Source organism: Caballeronia hypogeia, assembly GCF_001544875.2.
Taxonomy (GTDB): Bacteria; Pseudomonadota; Gammaproteobacteria; order Burkholderiales; family Burkholderiaceae; genus Caballeronia; species Caballeronia hypogeia.
Genome location: NZ_FCOA02000013.1, coordinates 38,076 through 64,190, shown reverse-complemented (window position 1 = coordinate 64,190; position 26,115 = coordinate 38,076). Strand labels below are relative to the sequence as shown.

Annotated in this window: 26 protein-coding genes; 10 read left to right on the top strand and 16 right to left on the bottom strand. The window is 61.8% G+C overall.

Annotation, left to right across the window (positions count from 1 at the left end; all coding sequences use genetic code 11):
- Positions 1–15 precede the first annotated feature (15 nt).
- The 4 genes from AWB79_RS19815 to AWB79_RS19805 are packed head-to-tail and all read right to left on the bottom strand — an operon-like array spanning position 16 to position 1,512.
- Positions 16–690 (bottom strand): nitronate monooxygenase, encoded by a 675-nt coding sequence (locus tag AWB79_RS19815; RefSeq protein ID WP_232470937.1) that lies wholly within the window; start codon positions 688–690, stop codon positions 16–18.
- A gap of 3 nt (positions 691–693) precedes the next feature.
- The gene (locus tag AWB79_RS19810; protein WP_332459668.1) at positions 694–1,077 is read right to left on the bottom strand and encodes a cytochrome b; all 384 of its coding nucleotides are present in this window, start codon (positions 1,075–1,077) and stop codon (positions 694–696) included.
- Positions 1,078–1,086: 9 nt separating this feature from the next.
- On the bottom strand, positions 1,087–1,302 hold the full coding sequence (locus AWB79_RS40955; protein ID WP_332459667.1) for a hypothetical protein: 216 nt from the start codon (positions 1,300–1,302) through the stop codon (positions 1,087–1,089).
- A 27-nt stretch (positions 1,303–1,329) separates the two neighbouring features.
- The gene (locus AWB79_RS19805) at positions 1,330–1,512 is read right to left on the bottom strand and encodes a hypothetical protein (protein WP_061169140.1); all 183 of its coding nucleotides are present in this window, start codon (positions 1,510–1,512) and stop codon (positions 1,330–1,332) included.
- Between the two features lie 473 nt (positions 1,513–1,985).
- Between AWB79_RS19805 and AWB79_RS38350 the strand changes: the two genes are divergently transcribed.
- Positions 1,986–2,489, top strand: a complete 504-nt coding sequence (locus tag AWB79_RS38350) for an H-NS family nucleoid-associated regulatory protein (protein WP_074169398.1) — start codon at positions 1,986–1,988, stop codon at positions 2,487–2,489.
- 144 nt (positions 2,490–2,633) lie between these two features.
- On the opposite strand, the gene AWB79_RS19800 is transcribed toward AWB79_RS38350, so the two are convergent.
- Positions 2,634–3,059, bottom strand: coding sequence for a VOC family protein (locus AWB79_RS19800; protein WP_061169242.1), 426 nt, complete (start codon positions 3,057–3,059; stop codon positions 2,634–2,636).
- A 132-nt stretch (positions 3,060–3,191) separates the two neighbouring features.
- Here AWB79_RS19800 and AWB79_RS19795 point away from each other — a divergent pair, with 132 nt between their 5' ends.
- Positions 3,192–4,628 carry an aldehyde dehydrogenase family protein gene (locus AWB79_RS19795; protein ID WP_061169139.1) on the top strand — a complete coding sequence of 479 codons (1,437 nt, stop codon included), beginning with the start codon at positions 3,192–3,194 and terminating at the stop codon, positions 4,626–4,628.
- A gap of 57 nt (positions 4,629–4,685) precedes the next feature.
- Here the strand turns inward: AWB79_RS19795 and AWB79_RS19790 are convergent, their stop codons facing one another.
- Both AWB79_RS19790 and AWB79_RS19785 read right to left on the bottom strand, forming a co-directional pair.
- Positions 4,686–5,111: an organic hydroperoxide resistance protein gene (locus AWB79_RS19790; RefSeq protein ID WP_061169138.1), complete on the bottom strand. Its 426-nt coding sequence runs from the start codon at positions 5,109–5,111 to the stop codon at positions 4,686–4,688.
- A 207-nt stretch (positions 5,112–5,318) separates the two neighbouring features.
- Entirely contained in the window at positions 5,319–7,007 is a 1,689-nt protein-coding gene (locus tag AWB79_RS19785; protein ID WP_061169137.1) for an alpha/beta fold hydrolase, read from the bottom strand.
- Positions 7,008–7,754: 747 nt separating this feature from the next.
- On the opposite strand from AWB79_RS19785, the gene AWB79_RS19780 reads away from it, so the two are divergent.
- On the top strand, positions 7,755–8,690 hold the full coding sequence (locus tag AWB79_RS19780; protein ID WP_061169136.1) for a LysR substrate-binding domain-containing protein: 936 nt from the start codon (positions 7,755–7,757) through the stop codon (positions 8,688–8,690).
- On the opposite strand, the gene AWB79_RS19775 is transcribed toward AWB79_RS19780, so the two are convergent.
- The 3 genes from AWB79_RS19775 to AWB79_RS19765 form a co-directional block, all read right to left on the bottom strand.
- Positions 8,687–9,016 (bottom strand): hypothetical protein, encoded by a 330-nt coding sequence (locus AWB79_RS19775; protein ID WP_232470936.1) that lies wholly within the window; start codon positions 9,014–9,016, stop codon positions 8,687–8,689. The genes AWB79_RS19780 and AWB79_RS19775 overlap by 4 nt on opposite strands.
- Positions 9,017–10,089: 1,073 nt before the next feature.
- Entirely contained in the window at positions 10,090–11,592 is a 1,503-nt protein-coding gene (locus AWB79_RS19770) for a sensor histidine kinase (RefSeq protein WP_061169134.1), read from the bottom strand.
- Positions 11,589–12,320, bottom strand: a complete 732-nt coding sequence (locus AWB79_RS19765; RefSeq protein WP_061169133.1) for a response regulator transcription factor — start codon at positions 12,318–12,320, stop codon at positions 11,589–11,591. The genes AWB79_RS19770 and AWB79_RS19765 overlap by 4 nt, the downstream gene beginning before the upstream one ends.
- Positions 12,321–12,508: 188 nt before the next feature.
- Here AWB79_RS19765 and msrB point away from each other — a divergent pair, with 188 nt between their 5' ends.
- From msrB to msrA, 3 genes are read left to right on the top strand one after another with little or no spacing between them, the layout of a single operon-like run.
- A complete protein-coding gene (msrB, locus tag AWB79_RS19760) occupies positions 12,509–13,024 on the top strand; it encodes a peptide-methionine (R)-S-oxide reductase MsrB (protein WP_061169132.1) in 516 nt (171 codons plus the stop codon).
- 37 nt (positions 13,025–13,061) lie between these two features.
- Positions 13,062–14,870: a cytochrome c biogenesis protein DipZ gene (locus AWB79_RS19755; protein WP_061169131.1), complete on the top strand. Its 1,809-nt coding sequence runs from the start codon at positions 13,062–13,064 to the stop codon at positions 14,868–14,870.
- A gap of 23 nt (positions 14,871–14,893) precedes the next feature.
- Positions 14,894–15,607: a peptide-methionine (S)-S-oxide reductase MsrA gene (gene msrA, locus AWB79_RS19750; RefSeq protein WP_061169130.1), complete on the top strand. Its 714-nt coding sequence runs from the start codon at positions 14,894–14,896 to the stop codon at positions 15,605–15,607.
- Here msrA and AWB79_RS19745 read toward each other — a convergent pair.
- Positions 15,571–16,698, bottom strand: coding sequence for an aminotransferase class I/II-fold pyridoxal phosphate-dependent enzyme (locus tag AWB79_RS19745; protein ID WP_061169129.1), 1,128 nt, complete (start codon positions 16,696–16,698; stop codon positions 15,571–15,573). The genes msrA and AWB79_RS19745 overlap by 37 nt on opposite strands.
- A 95-nt stretch (positions 16,699–16,793) precedes the next feature.
- Here AWB79_RS19745 and AWB79_RS19740 point away from each other — a divergent pair, with 95 nt between their 5' ends.
- The gene (locus AWB79_RS19740; protein ID WP_061169128.1) at positions 16,794–17,687 is read left to right on the top strand and encodes a LysR family transcriptional regulator ArgP; all 894 of its coding nucleotides are present in this window, start codon (positions 16,794–16,796) and stop codon (positions 17,685–17,687) included.
- Between the two features lie 4 nt (positions 17,688–17,691).
- Here AWB79_RS19740 and AWB79_RS19735 read toward each other — a convergent pair whose 3' ends face one another.
- The 3 genes from AWB79_RS19735 to AWB79_RS19725 all read right to left on the bottom strand — a co-directional run bounded on the left by AWB79_RS19735 (position 17,692) and on the right by AWB79_RS19725 (position 19,536).
- Positions 17,692–18,063 carry a DUF427 domain-containing protein gene (locus AWB79_RS19735; RefSeq protein WP_061169127.1) on the bottom strand — a complete coding sequence of 124 codons (372 nt, stop codon included), beginning with the start codon at positions 18,061–18,063 and terminating at the stop codon, positions 17,692–17,694.
- 98 nt (positions 18,064–18,161) lie between these two features.
- Positions 18,162–18,497: a DUF4148 domain-containing protein gene (locus AWB79_RS19730; protein ID WP_061169126.1), complete on the bottom strand. Its 336-nt coding sequence runs from the start codon at positions 18,495–18,497 to the stop codon at positions 18,162–18,164.
- 94 nt (positions 18,498–18,591) lie between these two features.
- Positions 18,592–19,536: a ketopantoate reductase family protein gene (locus AWB79_RS19725; RefSeq protein WP_074169397.1), complete on the bottom strand. Its 945-nt coding sequence runs from the start codon at positions 19,534–19,536 to the stop codon at positions 18,592–18,594.
- Between the two features lie 431 nt (positions 19,537–19,967).
- Here AWB79_RS19725 and AWB79_RS19720 point away from each other — a divergent pair, with 431 nt between their 5' ends.
- Positions 19,968–20,678 carry a FadR/GntR family transcriptional regulator gene (locus tag AWB79_RS19720; protein WP_061169124.1) on the top strand — a complete coding sequence of 237 codons (711 nt, stop codon included), beginning with the start codon at positions 19,968–19,970 and terminating at the stop codon, positions 20,676–20,678.
- A 229-nt stretch (positions 20,679–20,907) separates the two neighbouring features.
- Entirely contained in the window at positions 20,908–21,381 is a 474-nt protein-coding gene (locus tag AWB79_RS19715) for a ferritin-like domain-containing protein (protein ID WP_061169123.1), read from the top strand.
- A gap of 78 nt (positions 21,382–21,459) precedes the next feature.
- On the opposite strand, the gene AWB79_RS19710 is transcribed toward AWB79_RS19715, so the two are convergent.
- Positions 21,460–22,116, bottom strand: a complete 657-nt coding sequence (locus AWB79_RS19710) for a peroxiredoxin (protein WP_061169122.1) — start codon at positions 22,114–22,116, stop codon at positions 21,460–21,462.
- A gap of 447 nt (positions 22,117–22,563) precedes the next feature.
- Between AWB79_RS19710 and AWB79_RS19705 the strand changes: the two genes are divergently transcribed.
- The gene (locus tag AWB79_RS19705) at positions 22,564–24,072 is read left to right on the top strand and encodes an amino acid permease (protein WP_061169121.1); all 1,509 of its coding nucleotides are present in this window, start codon (positions 22,564–22,566) and stop codon (positions 24,070–24,072) included.
- A gap of 18 nt (positions 24,073–24,090) precedes the next feature.
- Here the strand turns inward: AWB79_RS19705 and AWB79_RS19700 are convergent, their stop codons facing one another.
- Positions 24,091–26,091 (bottom strand): acyl CoA:acetate/3-ketoacid CoA transferase, encoded by a 2,001-nt coding sequence (locus AWB79_RS19700; protein ID WP_061169120.1) that lies wholly within the window; start codon positions 26,089–26,091, stop codon positions 24,091–24,093.
- Positions 26,092–26,115: the final 24 nt, after the last annotated feature.

Sequence of the window (26,115 nt, the reverse complement as noted above, 5' to 3'; positions counted from 1 at the left end):
CGACCGTTGCCTCGACTATCTTCTGCTTGTACAGCGGATGCGCGTTGGATTCCTCGCATGCCACGAACGCCGTGCCCACAGCACGCCAGAAGCGCCCATACCCATGACGGTTGCGACGTCATGCCTGTTCGTGATTCCGCCGGCGGCCAGAACCGGCCGGTCGCCTGCGATCTCCAGAAGCGCAGGCAACAACGAAAACAACCCAATGGTGCCGCGATTCAAATGGCCGCCGCTTTCGCTGCCTTGCGCGGTGATGATATCCGCGCCGTTGGCTATCGCCTGCTTCGCCAGTTCGACCGACCCGACCTGCACCATCACCGTCATGCCTGCATCTTTGGCGCGCCCGATCATGTCGGGATAAGCTTCCGCATAAAAGAGCGAAAGCATTTGCGGCCTTTCCTGCAAGACGGCCTGGAATTGTGCTTCGAACACATCCGGACCGCCAAAGGACGGTACGAGGTTCACACCGAATGGATTTTCGGTCAAAGCTCTCGTTTCAGCGATCCAGCGGCGCAGCGCAAGCGGGGGCAGCCTCAGACCGCCCAACATTCCCATGCCGCCTGCATTGGCGACGGCGGCGACCAGCTTCGGTCCGGAAATGGCGGCCATGCCAGCAAGAAAGATGGGATATCTCACTCCGCAAAGCGCCGCTACGCTGTTTGCTTTCTGATTCGATTGGAGTGCATTCATGATTCAGAGCTCCACATGCTTGCCGAGCATTCGTTTCAGGGAATCGTTCTTCAACACGAAATGATTCTTGCAGGCCCCGAAGACATGCAACGCCAGTCCGCCGAGAAATGCGCCGGCGCCAATGTCATACAGCACGTCGAAGATATGCGCGGCGCCGGAATGCGCTGGCATGATCGCGGGCAGGACGACTCCACCCGGCAATCCGATTGCAACTCCCGCACTCGATTTCGCGAGCCACGCGGCGATGGGCAGCAGGACCATCGCCAATGCGAGTGCCACCGCCACCGAGCGGCTGACGATCAGCTCCACCGGATTCGGCGTGCCCACCGGCAGTGGATGCCAGGAAGTGACGCGCGCCCAGAATCGATAGATCGAAAGCGGAAACAATATCGCCGCTCATAGAGTGAGCGCGCGCTCTGGATTCCATGCGGGCTCGGCGAGCGCGAGGAATTTCATCGCAAGGATCGGCAGCACGAGCAACGCGATGATCCAGTGAAGCGCAATCGTGATCGGCGAAAAGCCGAGTCCGTTGTCTCGCGCCTTGAAGTGCAAGGGCTTGCGGTGTTTATGAACCGGACCGCCCGGCATGATCTGATGCTGGACTTTCGACATGACGTCTCCCATTCGGGGATCAATGACTCACCGCGCCCGAGAGGCCGATGCCGGCACGAACTGATCGTGAAATTTCTCGCGTTCTTCATTGGCCTGCGCCCGGCGATCCGTTACCGAACCGAGCCACATGAGGAAGAACGCAATGCTCATCGAGATGATTGCCGGATAGTCGTACGGAAAGACCGGTACGGCGTGTCCCAGAACTTTCAACCGCTGTCGATGTAACCACGATGTCTCTAGTCTCAAGGACGATATGGCGCATTTCCGGCGCTCGCCGGATGCGTTTTAGTGTGCTTTTCCGGCAAGATAGGCTCGTGGAGGACTCATGTAAAATGATGATTGATGATTTGATGCATCATCACTGGTGAACAAACATCGGACGAAGAACGCGGCACTGCAGACTCATCGAAACAATCCCCGCGCACTGACCGCTTGCCAAAATGAATCGCGCGATGCTCAGCCGGGGCGAAGAAGTGGAGATAACGTGGAGTACGCTTTCAGTGTCTTTCTCTTTCGCTTCGAAGCATTGAGATACCGAAGTGTGCGCCCTGCCTCATAACGCTTCAAAGTAGTCCTTTTAATCTCCCTTTAAGCTTTCATTGCGACGCAATTCCACGAATACTCCTCTAGCGATTTATTGCCATGCGTGGCATAGTGCAATAAACAATCTTTAGAGGTTAGCCATGTCCACGCTCGAAAGTATTCAGGCACGTATAGAAGCACTTCAAGCGAAAGCCGACGCGCTCATCGCGACTCAGTCGGAAAGTGCGCTGCAAAAGATTCGAGATTTGATGTCGCGTTATGGGATTACCGTTTCGGACATCGAGAATTTCAGCGGCTCGCGAAGAAAAGCGGGACGCTCGGCCTCGGCCTCCGTGCACAAGCAAGGTACCGTCGCATATCAAGACCCGAAGACCGGTGCAACATGGAGTGGCCGTGGCCGCGCACCCGCCTGGATTGCGAAAGCCAAAGACCGTAGCAAGTTTGCCGTGGGCGCAGGTGGCGAGAAGAGCACAGCCAAAACAAAGGCAGGCGGCGCAAACAAACGTAAGGGCAAGGGTCAGCCACGCGGACGTCAGCCCGCGCTGTATCGCGATCCGCAATCCGGCGCAACCTGGAGTGGCCGTGGCCGTGCACCGGGCTGGCTTGCTTCAGTCCAAGACCGCACTCCCTTTTTGATTGCCTGAACTGATTCGCTGAGGAGCATCGGTCAACGGCGGAGCTTATCGATAGCTCCGCCGTTGTGCTTTGCGCCATACCCCGAAGCGAGAACCTTTTGACTCCCATAACATTGCAGGCCGGCAGGCGCTAATCCGTGCGTGGGGGCAATGTCAGAGTCGTGGATCAAAATCGAATTCGATTCGAATTCCGCCCGGCTCATAGATCATCATATGGCGCTTCGGCCCCGCGCCTAGCTGCTCCGGCGCAAACTCCACACTGACTCCCGGCCATGCTGAAACGCGCTCCAGAATCGTCGTGAGCGCCGTTTCGTCCGTCACTCGCAACGCAAGATGATGCAAGCCAATGTTCTTGCGCCGGTCGAATGCGATCGTCGACGCGACATCCTTGACTTGCCATAGCGTGACCATCAGTTTGTCATCGGATACGAATACGGCCGGATAGTCCGGCCGCTCGCCGACGATTCGCCAGCCAAGACACTCGACGAAGAAGTCGCGCGTTGCCGCGAGGTCGCGCACGGTGAGACCGACATGATCGATTCCGGACGTCAGCATCAGATCCTCCGCATGGTCAGACATGAAGCGCATGGACGCGCCTCGTTCGATTTCAATCGCATGCTATCCCATTCCCGAACACCTTTATCGGCACGCGCTTCATTTCAGCGTTAATCTCATTAGTATCGACAACGCATCCATACGGGAGAGCGTGACATGTTGAAAGCGACCTACCCTTACTATCTCGCCAACGAGCCCGTTGCGGCCAATACCGAACTCGAGGTGACCGATAAATTCAGCGGTGAAGTTGCGACCCGCGTCGCACTCGCAGATGCAAAGGCTATCGACGAGGCTATCGGTCTGGCCGTCGCGGTGATGCCCGAAATGCGTGCCTTTGCGCCATTCAAGCGGCAGGCAGTGCTCGAGCATTGCGTGAAGCGTTTCCGCGAGCGCGCCGATGAGATGGCCATGGCGCTATGCATCGAAGCAGGCAAGCCAATCAACGATTCGCGCGGAGAAGTGACGCGCCTGATCGATACATTCAAGGTTGCGGCAGAGGAATCCGTGCGTATCGACGGCGAAATCCTGAATCTGGAAATCTCGCCGCGCGCGAAGGGATATCACGGTTATGTGAAGCGCGTGCCGATCGGCCCGTGTTCCTTCATCTCGCCTTTCAATTTCCCTTTGAATCTCGCCGCGCACAAGGTGGCGCCCGCGATTGCAGCGGGGGTGCCGTTCGTCATGAAACCCGCGAGCCGCACACCGATCGGTGCGCTGATCATAGGAGAGGTGCTCGCCGAGACCGATCTGCCCAAAGGTGCGTTCTCCATCCTGCCTGCGCATCGCGACGGCGCCGATCTCTTCACCACCGACGAGCGTTTCAAGCTCCTGTCATTCACAGGCTCGCCCGCAGTCGGCTGGGATCTGAAAGCGAAAGCGGGCAAGAAGAAAGTGATTCTGGAACTCGGCGGCAATGCTGCGGCCATCGTCGACAGCGATCAGGCCGGTAAGCTCGACTACGTCGTCGACCGGCTCGCATTCGGCGCGTTCTATCAATCGGGGCAAAGCTGCATCGGCGTGCAGCGGATTCTCGTACATGAGTCCCTCTACGAGCGCTTGCGCGAAAGGCTGATTGCGAAGACGAACTCCTTGCAGATGGGCGACCCGAAGGACGAAAAGACGTTCGTCGGGCCGATGATCTCCGAGTCGGAAACCAGGCGGCTTGCGGGCTGGATGGAAAACGCCGTTAAAGCCGGCGCGAAAATCATCGCGGGCGGCAAGGTCAAAGGCGCGATGTTCGAAGCGACGCTGCTGGAGAACGTCGGACGGCAAACCGATCTCTATCGCAAGGAAGCGTTCGGACCGGTCGCGATACTCGAGCAATTTGACGATTTCGGTAAAGCGCTCGATATCGTGAACGACAGCGATTTCGGCCTGCAGGCGGGCATTTTCACAGATTCGCTTGCGCATGCGCATCAGGCATGGGATCGACTCGAAGTCGGCGGCGTGGTGATCAACGACGTGCCCTCGTTCCGTGTCGATAACATGCCGTATGGCGGCGTGAAGGACTCTGGCCTGGGCCGCGAGGGCATTCGCTATGCAATAGAAGATATGACTGAAGCGCGTCTGATGGTGATGCGTCAGACGTGGTGAACAGTTGGTGCAGAATGTTCGAGCATCCGTGAAGGATGCTCGAACGATCGACAAAGCTTACGCAAGCGTCAGCTTGACATCGATGTTATTGCGGGTCGCATTCGAATACGGGCATACGATATGCGCCTTGTCGACCAAAGCCTGTGCGTCTGCGCGATCCATGCCCGGCAGTGATATCTTCAATTCGACTTCGATGCCGAAGCCGTTCGGGATCTGCCCGATACCCACGCTGCCATCGACCGCCACGTCTTTCGGCAGCGTGATCTTGTCGCGCGCTGCGACGAACTTGATCGCGCCGATGAAGCACGCGCTATAACCTGCGGCAAAAAGTTGCTCCGGATTAGTGCCGTCGCCACCGCCGCCACCCAGTTCCTTCGGGGTCGTCAGCTTGAGGTCGAGATTGCTTTCCGGCACGGTCGCGCGCCCATCGCGCCCGCCGGTGACATGGGCATGGGCACGATATAGAACCTTTTCAATCGACATCGTCAGACTCCTGTGCGTTGATGTGATGCGGCCCGTGCGGCGCGCCTCGCGCTGATCCTGGCCGCTGACATGGATTCACGATGGGACACCGCCCGCATGGGGCGGGTTCCAACGTCGAAGGATACTCAAGACGCGGCAAGCTCGCTCACGCGATGCCTGCGCAAAGGGAAACCGCGGCGCGCCGAAACGCGCCGCGCTCAGTCTGCATCAGAGGGCAACCGATTCCCGGCCCGGAAACGCCGGGTCCGCGACAGGCGGACTCATCTCCTTGGTCACGCTTTCGCACAACGCAATCACTTGCGCAGACGCGGCCGACATGAACAGTGAATGATCCACGTTCGGAAAGATCGCCATCCGCACGTCCTGAAAGCGGGAAAGGCGGGCGCCCTGCTTGCCGAAGTGCGCGGCGATCAGATCCATGCCGGCGTCGTATGCGCCATAGACGAGGACGGTCTTCACGCGCTTCGCAGCGAGCGCACGAATGATCGGGCCCGGCTCGGTCGCGAGTTCCACCGTCGTCTGACTCAGACGGTCGAGCCTCAGTACATCGACCACGCGCGAACGCACGCGCGTCATCATGTAACCGAGCACGAAGCGCAGTACGCGCGTCAGCTGCTTTTCTCCGCGCAGGATCGCTTTCCATTTCTTCGGATCGAGCATGGATAACGCATAACCCGCCATGGAATTGCGCGTTGCCTGTCGCAGCCCGTCGGGCGCCACGTCCGCCGGTTTCTTGAAGGTCGGCAGATTGACCGTGATGACGCCCGTGATGGCGTCCTCGACAAGCGCCGCCTTGAGCGCGTGATACGCGCCGGAGCATACGCCGAACGAGAAAATCGACTTGTACCCTTGGCGCGCGAGCCAGCGCGCGGCGATCGCCGTATCGTCCGTTGCGACCGACGCGTAGATGCGGCCGAAAGCCGTGTCCGATTGCACCTCGCCAGGCGCCGCCGGGCTATCGCCGCGGCCGCGTGCGTCGAAGCGCAGCGATGCAATGCCACGACGAGCGAGCTCGCGTGCGATGCGCACGGAAAGCCTGCTATCGCCCATGCGCGCGCTCGCGGATGTATTCGCAATCAGGAAGATCGCGCCGCGTGGCGAGCCCGTGCGCGGTTCGCACAGAACACCGAATAGCCCTTCTTCGCCGACGCGCACGGGACGCTCGATCGCCTCGGGCGTTTCGACTTGCAGCGCGGACCAGTCATTGGACTCGATCGCGGCCGCTTCCAGCGTTTGCCGCGCAGCGCCGGCCGTCATCCATTGCACAGCCTCGTCGAAGGCCGCGAGCGGCAGGACATTGAATGCGGTCTCTTGAATGAATCCCAGCAAATCTTCGAACGGACGGGCTTCCGCCTCGACACCGGCTTCCGCGAGGGCGTCGCGCAATGGATCCTTGCCGCCCGCTCTCGCGTTCATGATCAGCGCGCGGCGCGCCGGTGCGTTCGTCGCGCCTTTCACGCTCGCCACGAGGTCGATGGATTCGAGTGAACGTCTGAATTCGTCGCCATACACCTGACCCAGCACGTTCAGCGGCGTTTCGCTCTGCATTTCGCGCAAGGGCGGCGCGAGAACCTCGAGCCAGGTCTTGCGCACGATGCTCAGCTCGCGCATATACACGCGACCGCTCGCGACAGGGGCAAGCAGCACGAGATCGTCCACGGGACGACGCAAGGCCGCCTCCAGTGCGAATGCGGCGCCGACACGAAAGCCGCACAACGTGAGGTGCTCGATACCCGTCGAAGTCCTGAACCAGTCGATCGCCTCTTCTACATCGTCGACCGAAGATTGAAACTGATCGGGTGCGAGGTCGGCACCCGCCGAATCGCCCGTACCGCGATAATCGAAGCGCAATACCCAGATGCCACGCGCCGAAAGTTCATCTGCGAGATGACGCATGCCACCATATGTCCACACATATTCGTGACCATACGTATTGCAAAGCACTACACCGCGTTTGCCCTTTCCTGCATGCAGCCATCCCAGGCGGTTCCCGAACACTACCGGTCTCATTAGATTTATTCCTCGTCTTTAATGGCGCGCAACTGGCGAAGACGTACTGCGTCCAGTCTCGCCTTGCCATCTGGTCGTCAACGTGCGCCGAGAACGAGTGCGGTGTTTTGCGCGCGCAATCGACGTTCCTGGATGCGAAAAAGCCCCGCGCGATGTCGGGGCTTGAAGGACGGGCGCAATAGCAAGAGCCTTGGTCAAACTAGCCGCCGACTTCCTCACGGCAGGGTCGCGAGGTGTGGGCCGATTATATTGAGCGTGTCCCCCGGTCGGCGCCTGTCAGGACAAATATGCCTGAATCCGCTATCAATTGGCGCAAAGTGCATGGCATGTGTTCGCCGTCGCTCATTCACAGAAGAATGACTCGTTGGCAAAATGTAATGCTTGTCGAATGGCATGATTGATTAGATCAACCCACAAAATGCCGGCAGGCTTTCGTCTGTTTTTTCGCGCATTGGAAGTTTTGGCGGATATCCGTCGAGAGCGTTTTACGCATCCTTGTCAATCGCGTCGCAAGCTATACTGCCGGCCTCGCGTGTCTCCATTTCATCTCACGCGGAGTCGCGATGATTCATCCGTTGCCGATCCACGTCGCCAGGCTTCGGACACGAGTTCACTTCTTTGGATACGGATGCCATGAGGCGCATTCCCAACTTCGTCCTTTTGCGCGCATTCGAAGCCGCCGCGCGTCTGGAAAGCTTCACGCTCGCCGCGAGCGAGTTGCATCTCACGCAATCGGCTATCAGCCACCAGGTCAAGGAGCTGGAGCAGTACTTCGGCAGACCGCTGTTTCATCGACGCAACCGGCGCGTGGAGACGACATCCGAAGGCCGGCGCCTCCATGAGAGTCTTGGACGCGTGTTCGATGTAATCGAAGCCGCATGCGCCGAAGTGACGCTCGCGCCTCAGGCGCAAGTGCTCGCGGTGCATTGCGCGCCGAGCTTCGCAGCGAAATGGCTCGGGCCGCGATTGCCCGAGTTCATGCAGGCGTATCCGAACGTGACGATCCGTCTGTCGTCGGATGCCGAGCCTGCCGACCTCGCCCGCGCGCGCGAAGTCGATGTCGCAGTCTCGTATGGATTCGCCCATGAACGGCCCGGCGTGGTCACGCGCGCGCTCGGTGAAGAACGCATCATTCCGATGTGCTCGCCTCAGCTATTGCGCGAAAGTGTGCCGCCCGCGGAACAGATTGGCAGCCTGACGCTGATCGAATCGCAACTGAGTCGCGTGACGTGGCCGGGCTGGTTCGCGCTCAATGGCCTGGAAATGCCGCGTGGGCCGCGACCTTCCTTCGACCGCGCGGCGCTCGCGATATCCGCGGCGGTGGACGGCATGGGCGTCGCGCTGGAGACGACACGACTCGCCGAGCGCGAACTCGCGCGCGGCGATCTGGTCGAACTGGGCGCTGGTGTGTTCGCTCCGCTAGCAAGGGAGACGCACTTCCTGGCTTATCGCGTCAATGAGCGCAATGTCGAGAAAGTGAAGTGCTTCTGCGACTGGCTGCTCGCCAAGGCGGGCCTCGAAGCGACGAGCGAGGCGAACCCGACGCCAGCCAGTCCGAAAGCGAACTAGGCCGCCTGTCGCGCGCGCTCTTCCTCGATCACGCGCGCATGCGCATAGACCCGGTCGCGTTCGCGCGCAACGAGCGTGCGTTTGCGCGCGAGCGTCTGTCGCTGGTATTTCGGATCGCCCATCTGCAAGACGTATTCGTTGCGGCGATGACGCAGATAGCGTTGAAAGAATTCGGCGCCGGGCAAACCGCTGTCGAGCGCCATGAGCACGCCATAATCGATCTCGGCTACATTGCCCAGGGTTTTGATTGCTGATTCGAGCGCGGCATAGCGCTGCGGCAGCGGCACGCCCTTCTCGCACAACGTGTGAAAGCGCTGATAAGTCAAAACCTGTCCGTGCGACGCACAACGCCATAACACTTTCGCAAGCCGTTGACTGAGTTCCGTTTCCACGTTTCCTCCCGCATTGCGCGCGGTTCGTATGCGTGCGACATCCCACCGTCATGCGAATTTCGAAGACGGTAACCGATTGCCTGGAAATCACCTGCAACGCCAAGAGATATGCGCGACATTCGTCATCGCGCCAATCCGATAATGCGCGTCGCGCGAAAGTGCACGATGCGCGAAACCGGTCACGTTCGGGCAATAGGACGAAGTTATTGCGCCCGACGCGTTTTATCGCATTGCATGTTTAGTTTCTCGCTTCGAAAAGAAAGATGCGGAGAATCGAAAACAAGAAATGCGTTAGTCGTCTGTGCTTATCCTGATATTGCGGTTACGCTTGCGACTGCGCCTGCAAATGCGCGCACGACACCACACTGTTGCCGGCGCAGCAGTGAACTTGCGATACTCAGGGGTCGAACAGCGAGGCTGTACAAGGCTATGGCCCGCACGCTCCGTCTCTATTCGGCTTCGATGAGCCGTATTGAATGCCACGCCACAGCGCCGTGCCCTTTGACCGAAAGCTCCTGCGGCGGCTGCGATCCGATTACATGCTAGCAAACATATCGTGGTAAACCAAGGAAAGTTTCCACATTAAGGATGCAGCTAGCTTTCACGCCACTGTCAGTCGGCATATTTTGCTTAAAGTGCATTGCTTTTCAATGACGTTTTCGTATTAAGAAACAATCACTAAAGATGTCCATTCAATCAATGTTTAAAAGATAGGAACGCTTTCGCCAGCGACCGAGGGAAAGGCGCCCGCCCCGGGCTCATCGCACGCTGGCTGCACCTGCCATGGGTCTTAAGATTGGTTTAAGGCTGAAGGGTTAAAACGTGTCATGAAACACATGCACGATGACGTCCGGGCTATTTGCACGAGTCATCGCGCATCGTTACAACCGAACGTCCACGCGGATGGTCAGACCGGGCAACGCCACACGCGCATCCCAACGGCGCGTATCAGGCGCAGGCGATGACCATCCCATTCAGCCCGGCAGATTTGCCGGGCTTTTTTTTGTTCATCGAGCGAGGCCGGTCTGAGCGACGGCAGACGGCAGATCGAAGCGGAACGTGGTCCCCGCACGGTCCGTCTCGACGAGACGGATCTGGCTGCCATGCAATTGCAGCATGCGCTGCACGATAAGCAGGCCCAGGCCGCCACGATGTGCGTCGCCCGAAGCGAAGGGCCGTTGAAACAGCGCCTCGCGCAGCGCGGGCGCGATGCCCGAGCCGGTATCGCTGATTGTGACTTCGACGCGCTCGCCCGCGTTCTCGAGCGTCACTTCGACCGTGCCTTGCGCCGGCGTATGGCGAATAGCGTTGTCGAGCAGATTCGTGAGTACGCGTTCGATCATGCCAAGGTCCGCCATAACCGCGGATAGACGCGGCGCGATCTGCGCGGAAAGACGCACGCCGCGCGATTGCGCAGGCAATTCGAATTTCTCGAATACGTCCTGCACGAGATCGGCGAGCGAGAACGGCTCGGTATCCGGCGCGACCATGCCATGTTCGAGTTTCGCCAGTTCGAACAGCGATTGCGCGAGATGACCGACCTTCGCGCTTTGCGCGAGCGCGATCGACAGATACCGGCGGCGTTCGGCCTCGGCCAGCGTGTCGGACTTGAGCGACAGTGTTTCCAGATAGCCGTGCAGCGACGAAAGCGGCGTGCGCAGATCGTGCGAGATATTGGCGACCATTTCGCGGCGCTCGCGGTCCTGACGTCCCAGCTCGCGCCATTGCTCGCCGATGCGCCCGGCCATCTGCGCGAACGCGCGCTCCAGCACGACGATTTCGTCGCGTTCGTTGGCCGGAGCGTCAGCGCCTGCGCTCGAAGGCAGCGGCGGCAAGGGTTGCTCGGCAGGCGTGCCGCGCGCGTCGAATTTTCGCATGGCATCGGTCAGGCGGCGCAGCGGTCGCGTGACGAGCCCGAACGCGACCACGCCCGCCACCAGCCCGAGCAACGTGACCAGCGCCATCGAAGCGAGCGTCGTGCGCAAGACCGCGCTCGCCGAAGCCTTCGCGGCCAGCGCATCGTGTTCTTCGCCGAGCAGCACCACATAGACATAGCCGAACGGCGGCTTGCCGGGCGCGGCGAGCGGCGCGGCGCTAAAGACCTTGCGCTTGTCGTCGCTGCGCGGATCGTCGCCCAGGATAGGCAGCGGATCGCCGTTGAGGAAATCGCGGACGGGCGCCAGGTCCACGCGTTCGCGCTTCAGATGGCCCGGCGGCGCGTCGTCCGCGCGGATACGACCGGTGTCGTCGAGCAGATAGACCTCGACGCTCGGGTTCACCACCATCAGTTGACTGAACAGACGGCGCACGGCCGGTGCGTCGATATCCCTGGCGTCGGCGAGCGTGCCGTCATGCGCGATATGCGCCGCGAGCCCGCGTGACAGACTCTGAATGACCTCCTTTTCGCGCAGATCGCTCGCGCGTATCTGCAACCACGCGGACGCGCCGCAACACGCGAGCAGCAAGACGCAGAACACGGCGAAGAGCCGTTGCGAGAGCGTGAGCTTCACGGCGCGGCGCCTCCGTGTGAAGGCGCATCGGCCGCGAGCTTGTAGCCGTGACCCCATACGGTGAGAATGCGTTGCGGATCGGCGGCATCTTTCTCGATCTTCGCGCGCAGACGGTTGATATGCGTATTGACGGTGTGCTCATAACCTTCGTGACGATAACCCCACACGGCGTTGAGCAGATCCATGCGCGAGAACACCTTGCCCGGATGACGCGCGAAGTGATAAAGCAGATCGAATTCTCGCGGCGTGAGCTCGATGCGCGCGCCATCCACCCAGGCCTCGCGCGCAACCGGATCGATCGCTATCCCCGCCACTTCGATGCTGCCCGCATCCAGCCGCGAGTCCTTCGCGACGGCATCCACGCGCCGCAGCAGCGCCTTCACGCGCGCGACGAGTTCCAGCACGGAGAACGGCTTGGCGAGGTAGTCGTCCGCGCCGAGTTCGAGCCCGAGAATGCGATGCACCTCACTGGAACGCGCGCTCGTGATGATGATGGGCGTATAGCGCGTCATCGCCCGCGCGCGGCGACAGATTTCGAGCCCGTCGACGCCGGGCAGCATCAGGTCGAGAATCAGCGCGTCCCAGCCGCCCTGCTCCAGCAGGCGCAAGCCTTCCGCGCCATCGGCGCTGTGCACGACCTCATAGCGCTCGTCGCGCAGATTGAGACTCAGCACATCGGCGATGTGCATGTCGTCCTCGACGATCAGAATGCGTTTCGGTCGATCCATTAATGAATGTTATGGACGGGCGCACGAAAGATGCGCAATGAGAAGAGAAAGGCGACAACCATGCCGCCTTTCCATTGTGCAGAAAAGCGCGCGGGCCAAGTATCACATTTAATTTAACTTTCGGTGAGGACTTGGGGATAGGCGCGCGACTACGATGCCGCTAACCCACTCGCCCACGAGGAAGCATCATGCAAACCCGCCGCCGCTTTCTTCTGACCGGCGCCGCGGCCGCCGCCGCAGCGTTCGCCATGAGCACACGCCTACGCGCGTTGGCTGCCGGTGCGCCGTCGCAAACGTTATCGCGAGAGCAGTTCGAAGTCGCTCACAGCGACGACGAATGGCGCCGCCTGCTCAAGCCCGCGCAATACGACGTGCTGCGCCGCGAAGGCACCGAGCGCCCTTACACGAGCCCGCTGAACGACGAGCATCGCGCGGGCACGTTCAGTTGCGCGGGATGCCAGCTCGCGCTGTTTTCATCGCGCACCAAGTTCGAGAGCCACACCGGCTGGCCGAGCTTCTGGGCCCCACTCGATCATGCGGTCGGCACTCGTGTGGATGGCTCGTTCGGCATGGAACGCACGGAGGTGCATTGCCGGCGCTGCGGCGGTCATCTGGGACACGTCTTCGACGACGGGCCGAAACCCACCGGCCTGCGCTATTGCATGAACGGCATCGCGATGAACTTCACACCCGGCGCGGCGTAAGTCGCGAGTTTCCAACCATTCAACAGACGACACGATCATGGTGCTCATCGTTCTTGCCTATCTCGGCGGCGCGCTGACGATTCTCAGTCCGTGCATCCTGCCAGTGCTTCCTTTCGTTTTCTCGCGTGCGGACCAGCCCTTCGTCAAGAGCGGACTGCCGCTTCTCGCCGGAATGGGCCTGACCTTCGCCGCGGTCGCGACGCTCGCGGCCGTAGGTGGCGGCTGGGTCACGCAGGCGAATCAGTATGGCCGCTGGGCCGCCATCGCGTTGCTCGCGGTGTTCGGTCTCACACTGCTGCTGCCGAGCCTGGCCGAGCGTGTGATGCATCCGCTCGTCAATGCCGGCAATCGGCTGAGCGCGTTCGCACAACGCGGTGACGGCAAGCCGAGCGCGGGCGGCTCGTTCGTGCTCGGCATCGCGACGGGCCTGTTGTGGGCGCCCTGCGCGGGACCGATCCTCGGTCTCGTGCTGACGGGCGCAGCGCTCAACGGAGCGAGCGCCGGCACGACCTTCCTGCTGCTCGCCTACGCGGCGGGCGCTGCGACCTCGCTCGCGGTCGCGCTGCTGATCGGCGGACGCGTGTTCACCGCAATGAAGCGCTCGCTCGGCGCAGGCGAATGGGTCCGGCGCGGCATCGGCGCGGCGATGCTGCTTGGCGTCGTGGCGATCGCGCTCGGGCTCGACACCGGCGTGCTCGCTCGCGTCTCGACGGTGGCGACCTCGGGCATCGAACAGCAACTCGTCGACAAGCTCTCCAATAAAAATGGCGCGATGATGAAGTCCGCCAACGCGAACCACGACGGCCCGGCCATGATGCGCGCGAGCGCCGAGCCGCCCAGGTCCGCTAATCCCGCGCCGCTGCCCGTGGAAGGCACGCTGCCTTCGCTCGACGGCGCGGTGCAGTGGCTCAACTCGCCGCCGCTCACGAAGGAAGCATTGCGCGGCAAGGTGGTGCTGGTCGATGTATGGACGTATTCGTGCATCAACTGCCTGCGCACGCTGCCCTATCTGAAGAGCTGGGCGCAGAAGTATCGCGATCAGGGGCTCGTCGTGATCGGCGTGCACGCGCCGGAGTTTGCATTCGAGCGCAACGTCGACAACGTCAAGCAGGCGATTCACGATCTCGGCATCGACTATCCCGTCGCGATCGATAACAACTACGCAATCTGGCGCGCGTTGAACAATCAGTATTGGCCGGCGCATTATTTCATCGACGCACAAGGCAATATCCGCTATCACCACTTCGGCGAAGGCGATTACGCGCATTCCGAGCATGTGATCCAGCAATTGCTCGCGGAAGCGGGTCATGGCGCATCGCCCGCAACGGCGATGACCGCGAAGAGCAATGACGAAGCCTCCGGCAACGGCGCGATGATGCAGGCCGACAACGCGGACATGCGCTCGCCCGAGACGTATATCGGCTATGAGCGCGCCGAGCAGTTCATGTCGCCGGGCGGGCAGGCAGCCGACCGTATCCAAGATTACAGCGCGCCCAAGGCGCTCGATGTCAACGACTGGGGCCTGGCCGGCGCGTGGAAGGTCGGCGCGGAGCATGCGACGCTGGAAGGCTCGAACGGGCGCATCGTGTATCGCTTTCATGCGCGCGATCTGCATCTCGTGCTCGGGCCGTCGAAGGATGGCAAGCCGGTGCGTTTTCGCGTGAGCATCGACGGAGCGGCGCCGGGCGCATCGCACGGCAGCGACGTGCAGGCCGACGGAACCGGCACGGTGAAGGAAGAGCGGCTCTACCAGCTCGTGCGGCAATCGGGTCCGGTTGCGGACCGCACCTTCACCATCGAATTTCTCGACCCGGGTGTCGAAGCGTACGCGTTCACGTTCGGTTGAACGAGACTTATCGAGGAGCAGTCATGTTGAGAACCACCAGCAAGACTTTCAAGGTCGCGAGCGTAGCCGTGCTGTTCGCGGGCGCATTCGCATTGCAGCGCGCCGCGCATTCGAGCGAGCCGGCAGTCAGGATTCCGCCGCCCGCCCACGACGAAACCGCCGGCAGCGCGCACACCGAAACGGCCGTGTTCGCGGGCGGATGCTTCTGGGGCGTGCAAGGCGTGTTTCAGCACGTGCGCGGCGTGAAGGAAGTGATGTCGGGGTATGCGGGCGGTGCGGCGGATACCGCGCAATACGATCGCGTGAGCGAAGGCGATACCGGCCACGCGGAATCCGTGCGCGTGACTTACGACCCTGCCCAGATCAGCTACGGCAAGCTTCTGCAGATATTCTTCTCGGTCGCGCACAACCCGACCGAGTTGAACTATCAGGGCCCGGATCATGGCACGCAATACCGTTCGGCGGTGTTTCCGACCAATGCCGCGCAGCGCGATATCGCGAATGAATATATCGTGCAACTCGACAAGGCCCATGTCTATAGCGGCAAGATCGTGACGAAGGTCGAAGACTACAAGGGCTTTTATCCGGCCGAAGGCTATCACCAGAACTATCTGACGGAACATCCGGAAAGCCCGTACATCGCGATCAACGATCTTCCGAAGATCGGCAATCTGAAGCAGATGTTTCCGGCTGCGTATCGTCAGGATGCCGTGCTCGTGACGGTCGCGGCCAAGTAGGCTTCGAGGATGGCGAGCACTTCGGGCATGTTGCGTCTGCCGAAGCCCAGACGCACATGCGCGTCGCCATGATCGACGAGCATCGAAGGCAGCAGCAGCACGCCCGTGCCTTCGAGCAGTTCCGCGCAGAACCGGGCGGCGTGTGCGTGCTTCAGACGCACGAAGCCGATCGTTCCCGCGCGCGGCCGATGCCATTCGAAGCGGTCCGAGTGACGCGCGAAGAAGTCGTCGAGCAGACGCAAATTCGCGCGCGCGATGGAGGTGTTTCGTTCGAGCAGGGCCTCGGTATGGCGCACCGCGATGGTCGCCAGATATTCGCTCGGCGCGCTGTTGCTGATGGTGAGATAGTCCTTGAACGTGCTCATGCGTTCGAGCGCTTGACTGCTTTTCGTCGCGATCCATCCGAGGCGCAGACCCGCGAGACCGTGGGTCTTCGACAACGCTCCGAGCGAGATCGCGCGCTCATACACGTCGCATGCGGCGGACAGGCGATCGGCGGGATCGTGCTCCAGTCCGCGATACACCTCGTCGCTGAAGAGCCATAGGCGATGCTTGCGTGCGAAGCCGACGATCGCATCGAACACATCGCGAGATGGCAGATAACCGGTCGGATTGTGCGGTGCGCAGATCACCAGCGCACGCGTGGCGGGCGTGACGAGCGACGCGAGTTCATCGAGGTCCGGCGCCCATCCTGCCTCCTCGCGCGCCAGCCAGGGCGATACCTTCACGCCCATGGATTGCGCGACCGAGTAATGTGACTGGTAACCGGGCATTTGAACGATCATGTGATCGCCCGGCGCGAGCATCGTCTGCATGAACGAGTAGATCGCCTCCTGCGCGCCCGTATGCACGATGATCTCCTGTTCCCCGACATTCTCGTACAGCGCCGCGAGTTCACGGCGCAGCGCGGGCGCGCCCGGGTATTCGGTATAGCCGAGCCAGGTGTCGCGCAGACCGTCGAGCGAGTCCGGCTCGAAGGCGAGCAGCTCGCCGACGGACATCGATTCGGGATCTGAACTGCACAGCAGATGGTGCGCGGTGAATTCGTGCTGCGCGAAATAGCGTTCGAGCTTGAAAGGCTTGATTTGCATGGCGTGACCTGATTGGAACAGAAGAATGAGCCTAGTCTGCATTGGGCAGGCGGATTCAAACAGCTAAACTTTCTTGTTTGGATTAAGGAACGCTAATGCTCGACTATGACCTGCTGGATGCGCTGCTGGCCGTCGTTCGCACCGGCTCCTTCGAACGCGCTGCGCGGGAACTTAACGTCACGCCCTCCGCCGTGTCGCAACGCGTCAAGCTGCTGGAAGAGCGTGTCGGAAGTCTTCTGATCAGGCGTGCCCAGCCGTGCGAGGCGACCGCCTCGGGCGCGCTGCTGTGCCGCCACACGGAACGCGTTCAGTTGCTGGAAGCCGAACTCGGCGGACGCATGCCGACGCTGCCCGGCACGCCAAGCGAGCGGCGCGCGAAACTGCGCATCGCGGTCAATGACGACAGCATGAGCACCTGGTTCATCGAGGCAGCCGCGCAATTCTGCATCGAACGAGACCTGCTGTTCGATCTCGTGGTGGACGATCAGGATCACACCGCGCAGCGCATCCGCGCCGGCGACGTGCAAGGCGCCGTCACGACGCAAGCCGAGGCGCTGCCCGGCTGGCGCTCGATGAAGCTCGGACGCATGCGCTATCGCGCGGTCTGCTCGCCCGCCTACTTCTCGCGCCATTTCAGCGAGGGACTCACGCGCGACGCATTACGCCGCGCTCCATGCGTGAATTTCAACGAGAAGGATGAGCTACAAAAGCGCTTTCTCAAGCGCGTGAGCCGCACGGATATCGACCCGCCCGGGCACTTCGTGCCGCATGGTGCGGGCTTCGTGCGCGCATGTACGTCGGGGCTGGCGTGGGGCATGTGTCCGCAACGGCTCGTCGCGCGCGAACTGGAAACCGGCGAACTCGTGGAAGTGTCGCCGGGTGCGCGTTTCGATGTCGATCTTTACTGGCAAAGCTGGCGTCTGTCGCTCGGCTGGCTCGACGACTTCAGCGCGATGCTCAAACACAACGCCCGATCGTTTCTCGACTGAGCCGCTAAACGACTTCGAACGAATCGACTCGGTCGCGATAGAACGCGAGATGATCCTTGATCGCGGCGACGGCCTCGTAGGGCGACTCATAGGACCACACCGCGTTGACAGCCTTTTGGCCACCAGCGGGAATACTGTAATAGCTGCATTCGCCCTTGTAAGGGCAATATGTCGTGTGCAACGTGCGTTCGAGTTGCGTCATGTCCACGTCCTTGCGTGGCACATAAAGCACTTCCGGATATGACGCTTCGCGCAGCGACAGCGCCGCCCGGGTATCGACGATCACGCGCCCGCCCGCTTTCACGACGACGCGAGACGGGCTGGGCTCAATCGTGATCGGATGATCGGGGCCGGGAATCTTGACGGCTTTGTCCATGAGTGTCTTCCTGCGAACGAACGCTCGAAATCAAGCGCAAGAGCTGATACTAGCGCCGTTGCGCGGAAGACGCAGAACCCGCCCCGACCTTGCCTGCATCAACGGCCGAGGTAAGTCGGCTTGGTGCGGTCGTTGTCCATCGGCGGCATCATGGTGCGCGTGCCTGCGGCAGACCTGCCGGCTGCCGCGCCGCCATATGAGTTCATGTCGGCGTTGTAGGCGTTGCTCTGTGAAGATGCGCGCTTCTCAGCGGCCTTAATATCCGCCGGATAAGAAGTCTGATCCGAGCGCGCCGGGTCATAGCCCGCGGCTTCGACGCGCTGCAAGTCCTGCTTCACCTCGCTGCGCGTCACCGTCGAACCGGTCTGCGCGAAGGAAATTGCCGGCGCCACCACCACGGCGGCGACGGCCACTGCTTTGACGAACGATTTCATGGTGAACCTCCGGTGTGTTGGGCTGCGCACGGTGTTTTCTGTACGCGCTGCATAATTCAGCATCGGCCGTGCCCGGTTCAACCACGATCGCCTGTTACGCTCCTTTGCTTTCGATTGCCTTAACGAGTGCGTGCAGCACGCGATTCGCGGGCGTCGGCACGCCGAGCGCCTCGCCGCGCCGCACGATCAGTCCGTTCAGGTGATCGATCTCGCTGGTCTTGCCGCGCGCGAGATCCTGGGCCGTCGACGAGTACTGGTTCGGCATCGTCTCCGCGATGCGGCGCACGGCGGCATCGACGTCGGCGGGCATGGTCACGCCATCGGCTTTGGCGACCGCCAGACATTCATCGACGACATCGCGCATCGCGCGCGTGATGCCCTCGCCCTGCACGAGCTTGCCGTACGGCAATTGCGTGATCGCCGAGAGCGCGTTGTACGCGCAGTTCAGCACGAGCTTCGCCCACAGCGCGCCGCGCACGTTGTCGGAAATCTCGGTCGGCACGCCCGCCTCGATGAGCGTGCGCGCAACGTCCGCGCTTTGCGTCGATGGTTCGATCACGAGCTCGCCGCGCCCGTTGTGCTTCACATGCCCGGGGCCCGCCATTTCGGCCGCCACGTACACGACCGCGGCGGCCGCTTCCTGCGGCAGCAGTTCGCGCAGCCGCTCGGCGTTCTCCACGCCGTTCTGCAAGGACAGCACGAGCGTGTCGGCTGCGAGATGAGGTGCGAGCGCGTGCGCCGCGCTGTCGGTGTCGGTCGACTTCACGCAGAACAACACGAGTTGCGCGCCTTGGGCAGCGCTCGCCTCGGTGCTCGCGGCCACGCGCACGCGCTCGTCGAAGTGCTGCGTGTCGAGCCGCAAGCCGTCGCGTTCCACGGCTTCGACATGCTGAGGCCGTGCGATCAGCACGACCTCGTGACCCGCGCGCGCGAGCATGCCGCCGTAGTAACAACCAACCGCGCCAGCTCCCATGACGGCGACTTTCATGTTTCGCTTCTCCTCGTTGCGTTGAGTTTGATTAAGCTTTTCAGCGTGCACAGCACAGGCTCGCAAAAATAACACATGGCAAGGCGCATCGGCCGCACCGTTCGATGCTTCGCATAACCGATGAGGCGCAAACGCTTGCGCGCAATGAGGCAAATTCACGCTCGAGCCGCCTCGGGCCGCGTTTGTGGGCGGACGCACGATAGTCAGTCGAATTAGCGGTGAACCATATTGTTAAACGGGGCCACACGGATATACGCTTTCCTTCAGCGGATCGGCACGTCTTGCGCCAGGGTCGACCGCACCGGGGGTTGAACAAAAAAAGAGACCAGTTACGGTGGGCCTAAAGGGAAGCGCGTCGCGCGGCCAAGGGGCGGCCACGCGGCGCGCCGAGGCGCCGTGATCGTAGACAAGCGTGAGGTTTCGCCATTCGGCGACGAAGGGCGCCAAGCCTCGGGCACGGGCGTTATCACGAGAAAAAAAACATGAATCATGGATATGAAGCATCGCTCGTCAAGCGCGTAGTGAATCAACTCGTCGCGGGCATCGTGAACGGCGAATACCAGGACAACGTCCTGCCGCCACAAGTGATTCTGTCGAAGAAGCATGGCGTGAGCCGGACCATCATGCGCGAGGCGCTCAGCATTCTCATCTCGCGCCGCATGCTCGATGTGCGGCCCAAGACGGGCACCCGCATCAAGCCGGCGCGCGAGTGGCTCATCATGGATCCGGAGGTGGCCGAATGGCGTCTGCGCGCGCTGCCCGATCCCGATTGCCTGCGCAGGCTGCTCGCGTTCCGCTCGCTGGTCGATCCACCCGCGGCTGCGCTCGCCGCGTCGCGCGCGAACCGGCATCAGCGTATCGCGATCAACGCGGCGTATCAGCGGCTCCTGCACGCGAGTCCGTCCGAGCCGTTGCAGTCCGCCGCCGAGGAAGCATTGCAGGCGGCCATCGTCGAGGCCAGCGGCGACGAAGTGCTGCGCCAGATGGGCAGCGTCGTGCGCGTCGGCATCAGGACGATGAAATCGGCCTTGCGCACACAGCCACATGCGTTGCCGCGCGTGCCCGATTCGCAGCTCGGCGATTACAGCAGGCTCGTGCGCGCCATCGAAACCAGCGACAGCGACGCCGCGCGCAATGCGATGTCGCAAGTGCTCACGCGCACTGCCGCGCTGTGGATCGAAGAAACGGTCTGAGCGCCGTTTCCGCTGCTCTTTTCTTTTCTCCTTGCCCTACCGTTGCCGCGGCCGCGAGGCCGTCGCACCGCCTCCTGCCAACGCCGGGAGCGCATCTTGCGCGCCCCGCCGCCGCAGATTCGCCTCGCATGCGGCGCTCGCGTGACTACAATGAGTGAAGCCCCGCATGCGATGAATCTTGGCCCATCCGTCTCACGGAGCGCTTGGCGTTGGAAATACGGAGGCAAGAATGGCAGAGCTCGAAAAGGAAAAGGTAGTCGGCGTCCTGAACAAGATTCTCGAATCCGAACTGGCAGGCGTCGTGCGTTACACGCACTATTCGTTTCTCGTATTCGGCTTCGGCCGCATTCCGATCGTGTCGTGGCTACGTGCACAGGCCGATGAATCCCTATTGCACGCGCATCAGGCCGGCGAATGGATCACGACGCTCGGCGCGTACCCGTCGCTGGGAATCGGCCCGCTTCTCGATAATCACACATTCGACATCAGCACGATCCTGCGCGAATCGCTGCAGGCGGAGAACGTCGCGCTCGGTCTTTATCGGGAGTTGCTGACGCTCGTCGAGGACCGCTCCGTCGCGCTGGAGGAATATGCGCGGCAGATGATCGAGACCGAGGAAATGCACGCCGGCGAGGTGGACAAAATGCTGCGCCGCCCCGGCGAAGTGGATACGGCGCCCGAGCGCCGCACCGGGCATAGCTGATTTCAGTGCAGCGCCGGACATGAAAAGCGCCGGTCCGCATTGAGCGGACCGGCGCGTTGACGCGTGAGCGCGCGAGCCTTACTTCGGCTGCGCCACCGTGCGCAGATAAGGCTTCAGCGTCTTGAAGCCATCGGGATACTTCTTCTTCGCGTCTTCATCCGACACCGACGTCGGGATGATCACGTCGTCACCCGGTTTCCAGTTCACCGGCGTCGCGACCGCATGCTTCGCGTTCAGTTGCAGCGCGTCCAGCAGGCGCAGCACTTCGTCGAAGTTGCGGCCCGCGCTCATCGGATACGTGAACGTGGCCTTCACCTTCTTGTCCGGGCCGATCAGGAACACGGCGCGGATCGTCGCATTGTCGTTTGCGGTGCGCGGGTTCGCGCCGCTCGCGTTCGGATGGATCATGTCGTAGAGCTTGGCGACGTTCAGGTCAGCGTCGCCGATCATCGGATAATTGACCGCGCTGCCCTGCGTCTCCTCGATATCCTTCGCCCAGTTCGCGTGATTGGTCACCGGATCGATGGACAGGCCGATGATCTTCGTATTGCGCTTGTCGAACTCGGGCTTGAGCTTGGCCATATAGCCGAGTTCGGTCGTGCAGACGGGCGTGAAGTCCTTCGGATGCGAGAACAGGATCGCCCACTGATCGCCGATCCACTCGTGGAAGCGGACGGTGCCCTGGGTCGTCTCTGCCGTGAAATCGGGGGCTTCATCACCAATGCGTATAGCCATATCAAATCTCCCGTAAGGAATGGTCCGGTGAACGCTCCATGAGTCTGGCTGGAACGGATTCCGGAATAAAAAATGAAATGCGCGAATTGATTATAGTGCCCGGCGCAAAGATGCCCAGGACGGCTCCGATAAGTCCTTGAATGTCGTGGGGTCTTGCCTAGCGCCAGGGGAATGCCCATTCCGAAAGTCGCGGCACGGATCCTGCTGCGCAGCGCAAGCCGCGGACGAGCGGGCAGCAAAAACCTTGCTCCACTCGCCTGTTGCACCGACCCGTGCTCGAATTCCCCGGCAAAATCTGCTATCACGAAACGACAATACGTCAGAACGAACGTGCAGGCGTGAAGCGGCAGGAACGCGGAACATCCCGCACTCGAACGGGCGGACAGACTTCGCCGCGCCACACGGCGCGGCTGCGCTGCCGCCGCACAGGAGGCGATCGTGACCGTCATGCAAAGAAAATCCGTCGCTGCGCTGCAAAGCGAAGCCGCGGAATCAGAGGAAGTCCCTCAGGAGCACGGCGGCCATGCGCTGAAACGCTCGCTCACCGCACTCGATGTCGTCATGCTGGGCATAGGCTGCATCATCGGCGCGGGGATCTTCGTGCTGACGGGGCATGCCGCGGCGGCCAACGCCGGCCCCGCCATCATCATTTCTTTCGTGCTCGGCGCAATCGTTTGTGCGCTCGCGGGCCTGTGTTATGCCGAAATGGCCTCGACCGTGCCGGTCTCGGGCAGCGCCTACACATACGCGTACGCGACCATGGGCGAGCTGATCGCATGGCTCATCGGCTGGGATCTGATTCTCGAATACGCGGTCGGCGCGACGACAGTCGCGATCGGCTGGTCCGGTTATGTCGTCAGCTTTCTGCATTCGCTCGGTATCGACATACCGGAGCGGCTCGCGAAAGCGCCCTTCGCCTACGACCCCGGTCACGGCTGGAGTCATGCGGGGGCGATCCTCAACGTGCCCGCGATGGTCATCGTCGGCCTCATCACGATCCTGCTCGTTGTCGGCATTCGCGAGTCTGCGCGTGTGAACAGCTTCATCGTCGTCATCAAGGTGCTGATCGTGCTGGCGTTCATCGGCGCGGGCATCGGCTATGTCAACACCAGCCACTGGGTCACGGCGCAGAACCCGACCGGCGCGTTCATTCCTCCCAATACAGGGGAATCCGGCGTGTTCGGCATGAGCGGCGTGCTGCGCGGCGCAGCGGTGGTGTTCTTCGCGTATATCGGTTTCGACTCGGTCTCGTGCGTGGCTCAGGAAACGCGCAATCCGCGACGCGACATGCCGATAGGTCTGCTCGGCTCGCTCACCATCTGCACGATTCTCTACGTCCTCGTGTCATACGTGCTCACGGGCATCGTCTCTTACGACAAGCTCAACGTTTCGGACCCGATCGCGGTCGGCGTCGATGCGATCGGCATGCGCTGGCTTTCTCCCATCGTGAAGCTCGGCGCGATCTTCGGCCTGACATCCGTGATTCTCGTGCTGCTGCTCTCGCAGCCGCGAATTTTCTATACGATGGCAAAGGACGGCCTGTTGCCGCCATTCGCGTCGAAGATCCATCCGCGCTTTCATACGCCCTACATCACGACGATCATCACCGGCATCATCGTCATGATTCTCGCGGGGCTCCTGCCGATCGGCCTGGTCGGCGAGCTGGTCAGCATCGGCACCTTGTTCGCCTTCATGGTGGTATGCATCGGTGTGCTGGTGCTGCGCATCACGCAGCCGAATCTCGAGCGCGCGTTCAGGACGCCTGCCGTGTACGTCGTCGCTCCGCTGGGCGCGCTGTCGTCGCTGTTCCTGATGTCGGGCCTGCCTGCCGATACATGGATACGGCTGGTCGTGTGGATGGCGATCGGGATCGTCATCTACTTCGCTTACGGCATTCGCCACAGCAGGCTGCGCAATCAACGCGATTCCGCACCGAGTCAGGCCGCGCGAGGATGACGTGCGAGGCGCGCGGCCCTATTCCGCCGCGCGCTTCGACTCGTGTTCGCGCGCCTCTTCCGGACTTTCGTAGATATACGGCGCGACGCCGCGGCGCTTCAGGGCATCGCCGAGCTTGAGGCGCAGGAAGCTGCTCGTCGTATAGCGCGTCACGCGATCGTACAGGCCGTTCACCAGCTTCGTCACCATCTCCGAATAGGCGTCGAGCATGTCGGGGCGAATCGAAAAATTATCGTAGTTCACGATGGCGTGAGGCCTGGACTTCGCACTCGCGAGCTGCTTTTCGACTTCGCGGCGTATCGCTTCGACATCGTCCAGCGTCTTGACTTCGTGCCCTTCGAAGTTGATGAAGAAGAGATTCTTCTCAGGGTCGTAGCTGAATCGTTCCGACAGATCGAGCCTGAGCAGGATCGCGCGCAGGCCCATGGGCGCGTCGCGGAAAATGCGTTCGTCCATCAAACGCGGCGGCGTCTTCATGATCGGCGCAAAACCCATTTGCGCGATGATGTCCCGCTCGATTTCGATGCCCGGCGCCACTTCCGTCAGCACGAGGCCCTCCTGCGTGAGTTCGAACACGCAACGCTCGGTGATATACAGCACCGTCTGCCCGCGCTCGGCCGCATAGCGCCCGCTGAACGTGCGATGCTCGACGGCATCGACGAACTTGCGGCAGTCGCCTTCGCGGCGAATCGCGAGCCTGCCTTCTTCGATCGCCACATCAAGCTTGCCCGCGTTGAACGTGCCGACGAACACGACCTTCTTCGCGGCCTGACTGATGTTGATGAAGCCGCCCGCGCCCGCGAGCTTCGGGCCGAACTTGCTCACGTTGAGATTGCCTTCGCGGTCCGCCTGCGCGAGACCGAGAAAGGCGATATCGAGGCCGCCGCCGTCATAGAAATCGAACTGATACGGCTGATCGATGATCGCCTGAGTATTGGTCGCCGCGCCGAAGTTGAGGCCGCCCGCCGGAATGCCGCCGATCACGCCGGGCTCGGTCGTCATCGTGAAGAGGTCGATCACCTGCTCTTCGTTCGCGACGCTCGCGATGCCCTCCGGCATGCCGATGCCGAGATTCACGACGCTGTTGGCCATCAGCTCGAAGGCGGCGCGCCGCGCGATGATCTTGCGCTCCGTAAGCGACATGGGCTGCACCGAGCTCGCGGCCACGCGCAATTCGCTGGAAAACGCCGCGCTGTACTGCTCACCGAAGGTCTGCCAGTGATTCTCGGGGCGGGCGAGCACGACGCAATCCACCATCACGCCGGGAATCTTCACTTGCCGCGAGTTGAGCGTGTTCGATTCAGCGAGCCGCTCCACCTGCGCGATGACGATGCCGCCTGAATTGCGCGCGGCCATCGCAATGGAAAGCGCTTCGAGCGTCAGCGCCTCCTTTTCCATCGTGACGTTGCCGTTCAGGTCAGCGGTGGTGCCGCGCACGATCGCGACATCGATCGGAAAGGTCTTGTAGTACAGATAGTCGGTGCCATCGACGGGCATCAGGCGCACGACATCTTCGGTCGTGCGCGCATTGAGCTTGCCGCCGCCGTTGCGGGGATCGACAAAGGTGCCGAGACCCACTGTCGAGAGGTGCCCGGGCCGGTGCGCGGCGATATCGCGAAAGAGTTGCGAGATCACGCCTTGCGGCAGGTTATAGGCTTCGATGCGGTTCTCGATCGCCATCTTCTGCAAGCCGGGCACCAGTCCCCAATGTCCGCCGATCACGCGCTTCACGAGACCCTCGTGCGCGAAATGATTGAGGCCCTTGCCGCGGCCATCGCCCTGACCGGCCGCATATACGAGCGTGAGACCGGAGATCGGATGCGCGCCTTCGACGAAACGCTCCTCCAGCGCCATCGCCACTTCCTCCGCGAATCCAATGCCGACGAAACCGCTCGTCGCGATCGTGTCGCCGGACTGGATCAGGCGCACTGCCTCGCGCGCGGACACGATCTTGCCGCGTTCGACGAGGCGGGCGGTGGAGGGAAACGGATGGCGGGTCGGTGTGCTGCTGGCGGTCATGGCGTCTCCTGCGCGCTGCGTGAT

Bases quoted from the DNA above. Each gene is read 5' to 3' on its own strand.
- AWB79_RS19715 (WP_061169123.1), top strand. From the start codon at position 20,908: ATGGCAGAGCTCGAAAAGGAAAAGGTAGTCGGCGTCCTGAACAAGATT.
- AWB79_RS19795 (WP_061169139.1), top strand. From the start codon at position 3,192: ATGTTGAAAGCGACCTACCCTTACTATCTCGCCAACGAGCCCGTTGCG.
- AWB79_RS19720 (WP_061169124.1), top strand. From the start codon at position 19,968: ATGAATCATGGATATGAAGCATCGCTCGTCAAGCGCGTAGTGAATCAA.
- AWB79_RS19765 (WP_061169133.1), bottom strand. From the start codon at position 12,320: ATGGATCGACCGAAACGCATTCTGATCGTCGAGGACGACATGCACATC.
- AWB79_RS19700 (WP_061169120.1), bottom strand. From the start codon at position 26,091: ATGACCGCCAGCAGCACACCGACCCGCCATCCGTTTCCCTCCACCGCC.
- AWB79_RS19785 (WP_061169137.1), bottom strand. From the start codon at position 7,007: ATGCGTCATCTCGCAGATGAACTTTCGGCGCGTGGCATCTGGGTATTG.
- AWB79_RS19710 (WP_061169122.1), bottom strand. From the start codon at position 22,116: ATGGCTATACGCATTGGTGATGAAGCCCCCGATTTCACGGCAGAGACG.
- AWB79_RS19740 (WP_061169128.1), top strand. From the start codon at position 16,794: ATGCTCGACTATGACCTGCTGGATGCGCTGCTGGCCGTCGTTCGCACC.
- AWB79_RS19735 (WP_061169127.1), bottom strand. From the start codon at position 18,063: ATGGACAAAGCCGTCAAGATTCCCGGCCCCGATCATCCGATCACGATT.
- AWB79_RS19755 (WP_061169131.1), top strand. From the start codon at position 13,062: ATGGTGCTCATCGTTCTTGCCTATCTCGGCGGCGCGCTGACGATTCTC.
- AWB79_RS19780 (WP_061169136.1), top strand. From the start codon at position 7,755: ATGAGGCGCATTCCCAACTTCGTCCTTTTGCGCGCATTCGAAGCCGCC.
- AWB79_RS19815 (WP_232470937.1), bottom strand. From the start codon at position 690: ATGAATGCACTCCAATCGAATCAGAAAGCAAACAGCGTAGCGGCGCTT.
- AWB79_RS19730 (WP_061169126.1), bottom strand. From the start codon at position 18,497: ATGAAATCGTTCGTCAAAGCAGTGGCCGTCGCCGCCGTGGTGGTGGCG.
- AWB79_RS40955 (WP_332459667.1), bottom strand. From the start codon at position 1,302: ATGTCGAAAGTCCAGCATCAGATCATGCCGGGCGGTCCGGTTCATAAA.
- AWB79_RS19790 (WP_061169138.1), bottom strand. From the start codon at position 5,111: ATGTCGATTGAAAAGGTTCTATATCGTGCCCATGCCCATGTCACCGGC.
- msrA (WP_061169130.1), top strand. From the start codon at position 14,894: ATGTTGAGAACCACCAGCAAGACTTTCAAGGTCGCGAGCGTAGCCGTG.
- AWB79_RS19705 (WP_061169121.1), top strand. From the start codon at position 22,564: ATGCAAAGAAAATCCGTCGCTGCGCTGCAAAGCGAAGCCGCGGAATCA.
- msrB (WP_061169132.1), top strand. From the start codon at position 12,509: ATGCAAACCCGCCGCCGCTTTCTTCTGACCGGCGCCGCGGCCGCCGCC.
- AWB79_RS19800 (WP_061169242.1), bottom strand. From the start codon at position 3,059: ATGTCTGACCATGCGGAGGATCTGATGCTGACGTCCGGAATCGATCAT.
- AWB79_RS38350 (WP_074169398.1), top strand. From the start codon at position 1,986: ATGTCCACGCTCGAAAGTATTCAGGCACGTATAGAAGCACTTCAAGCG.
- AWB79_RS19745 (WP_061169129.1), bottom strand. From the start codon at position 16,698: ATGCAAATCAAGCCTTTCAAGCTCGAACGCTATTTCGCGCAGCACGAA.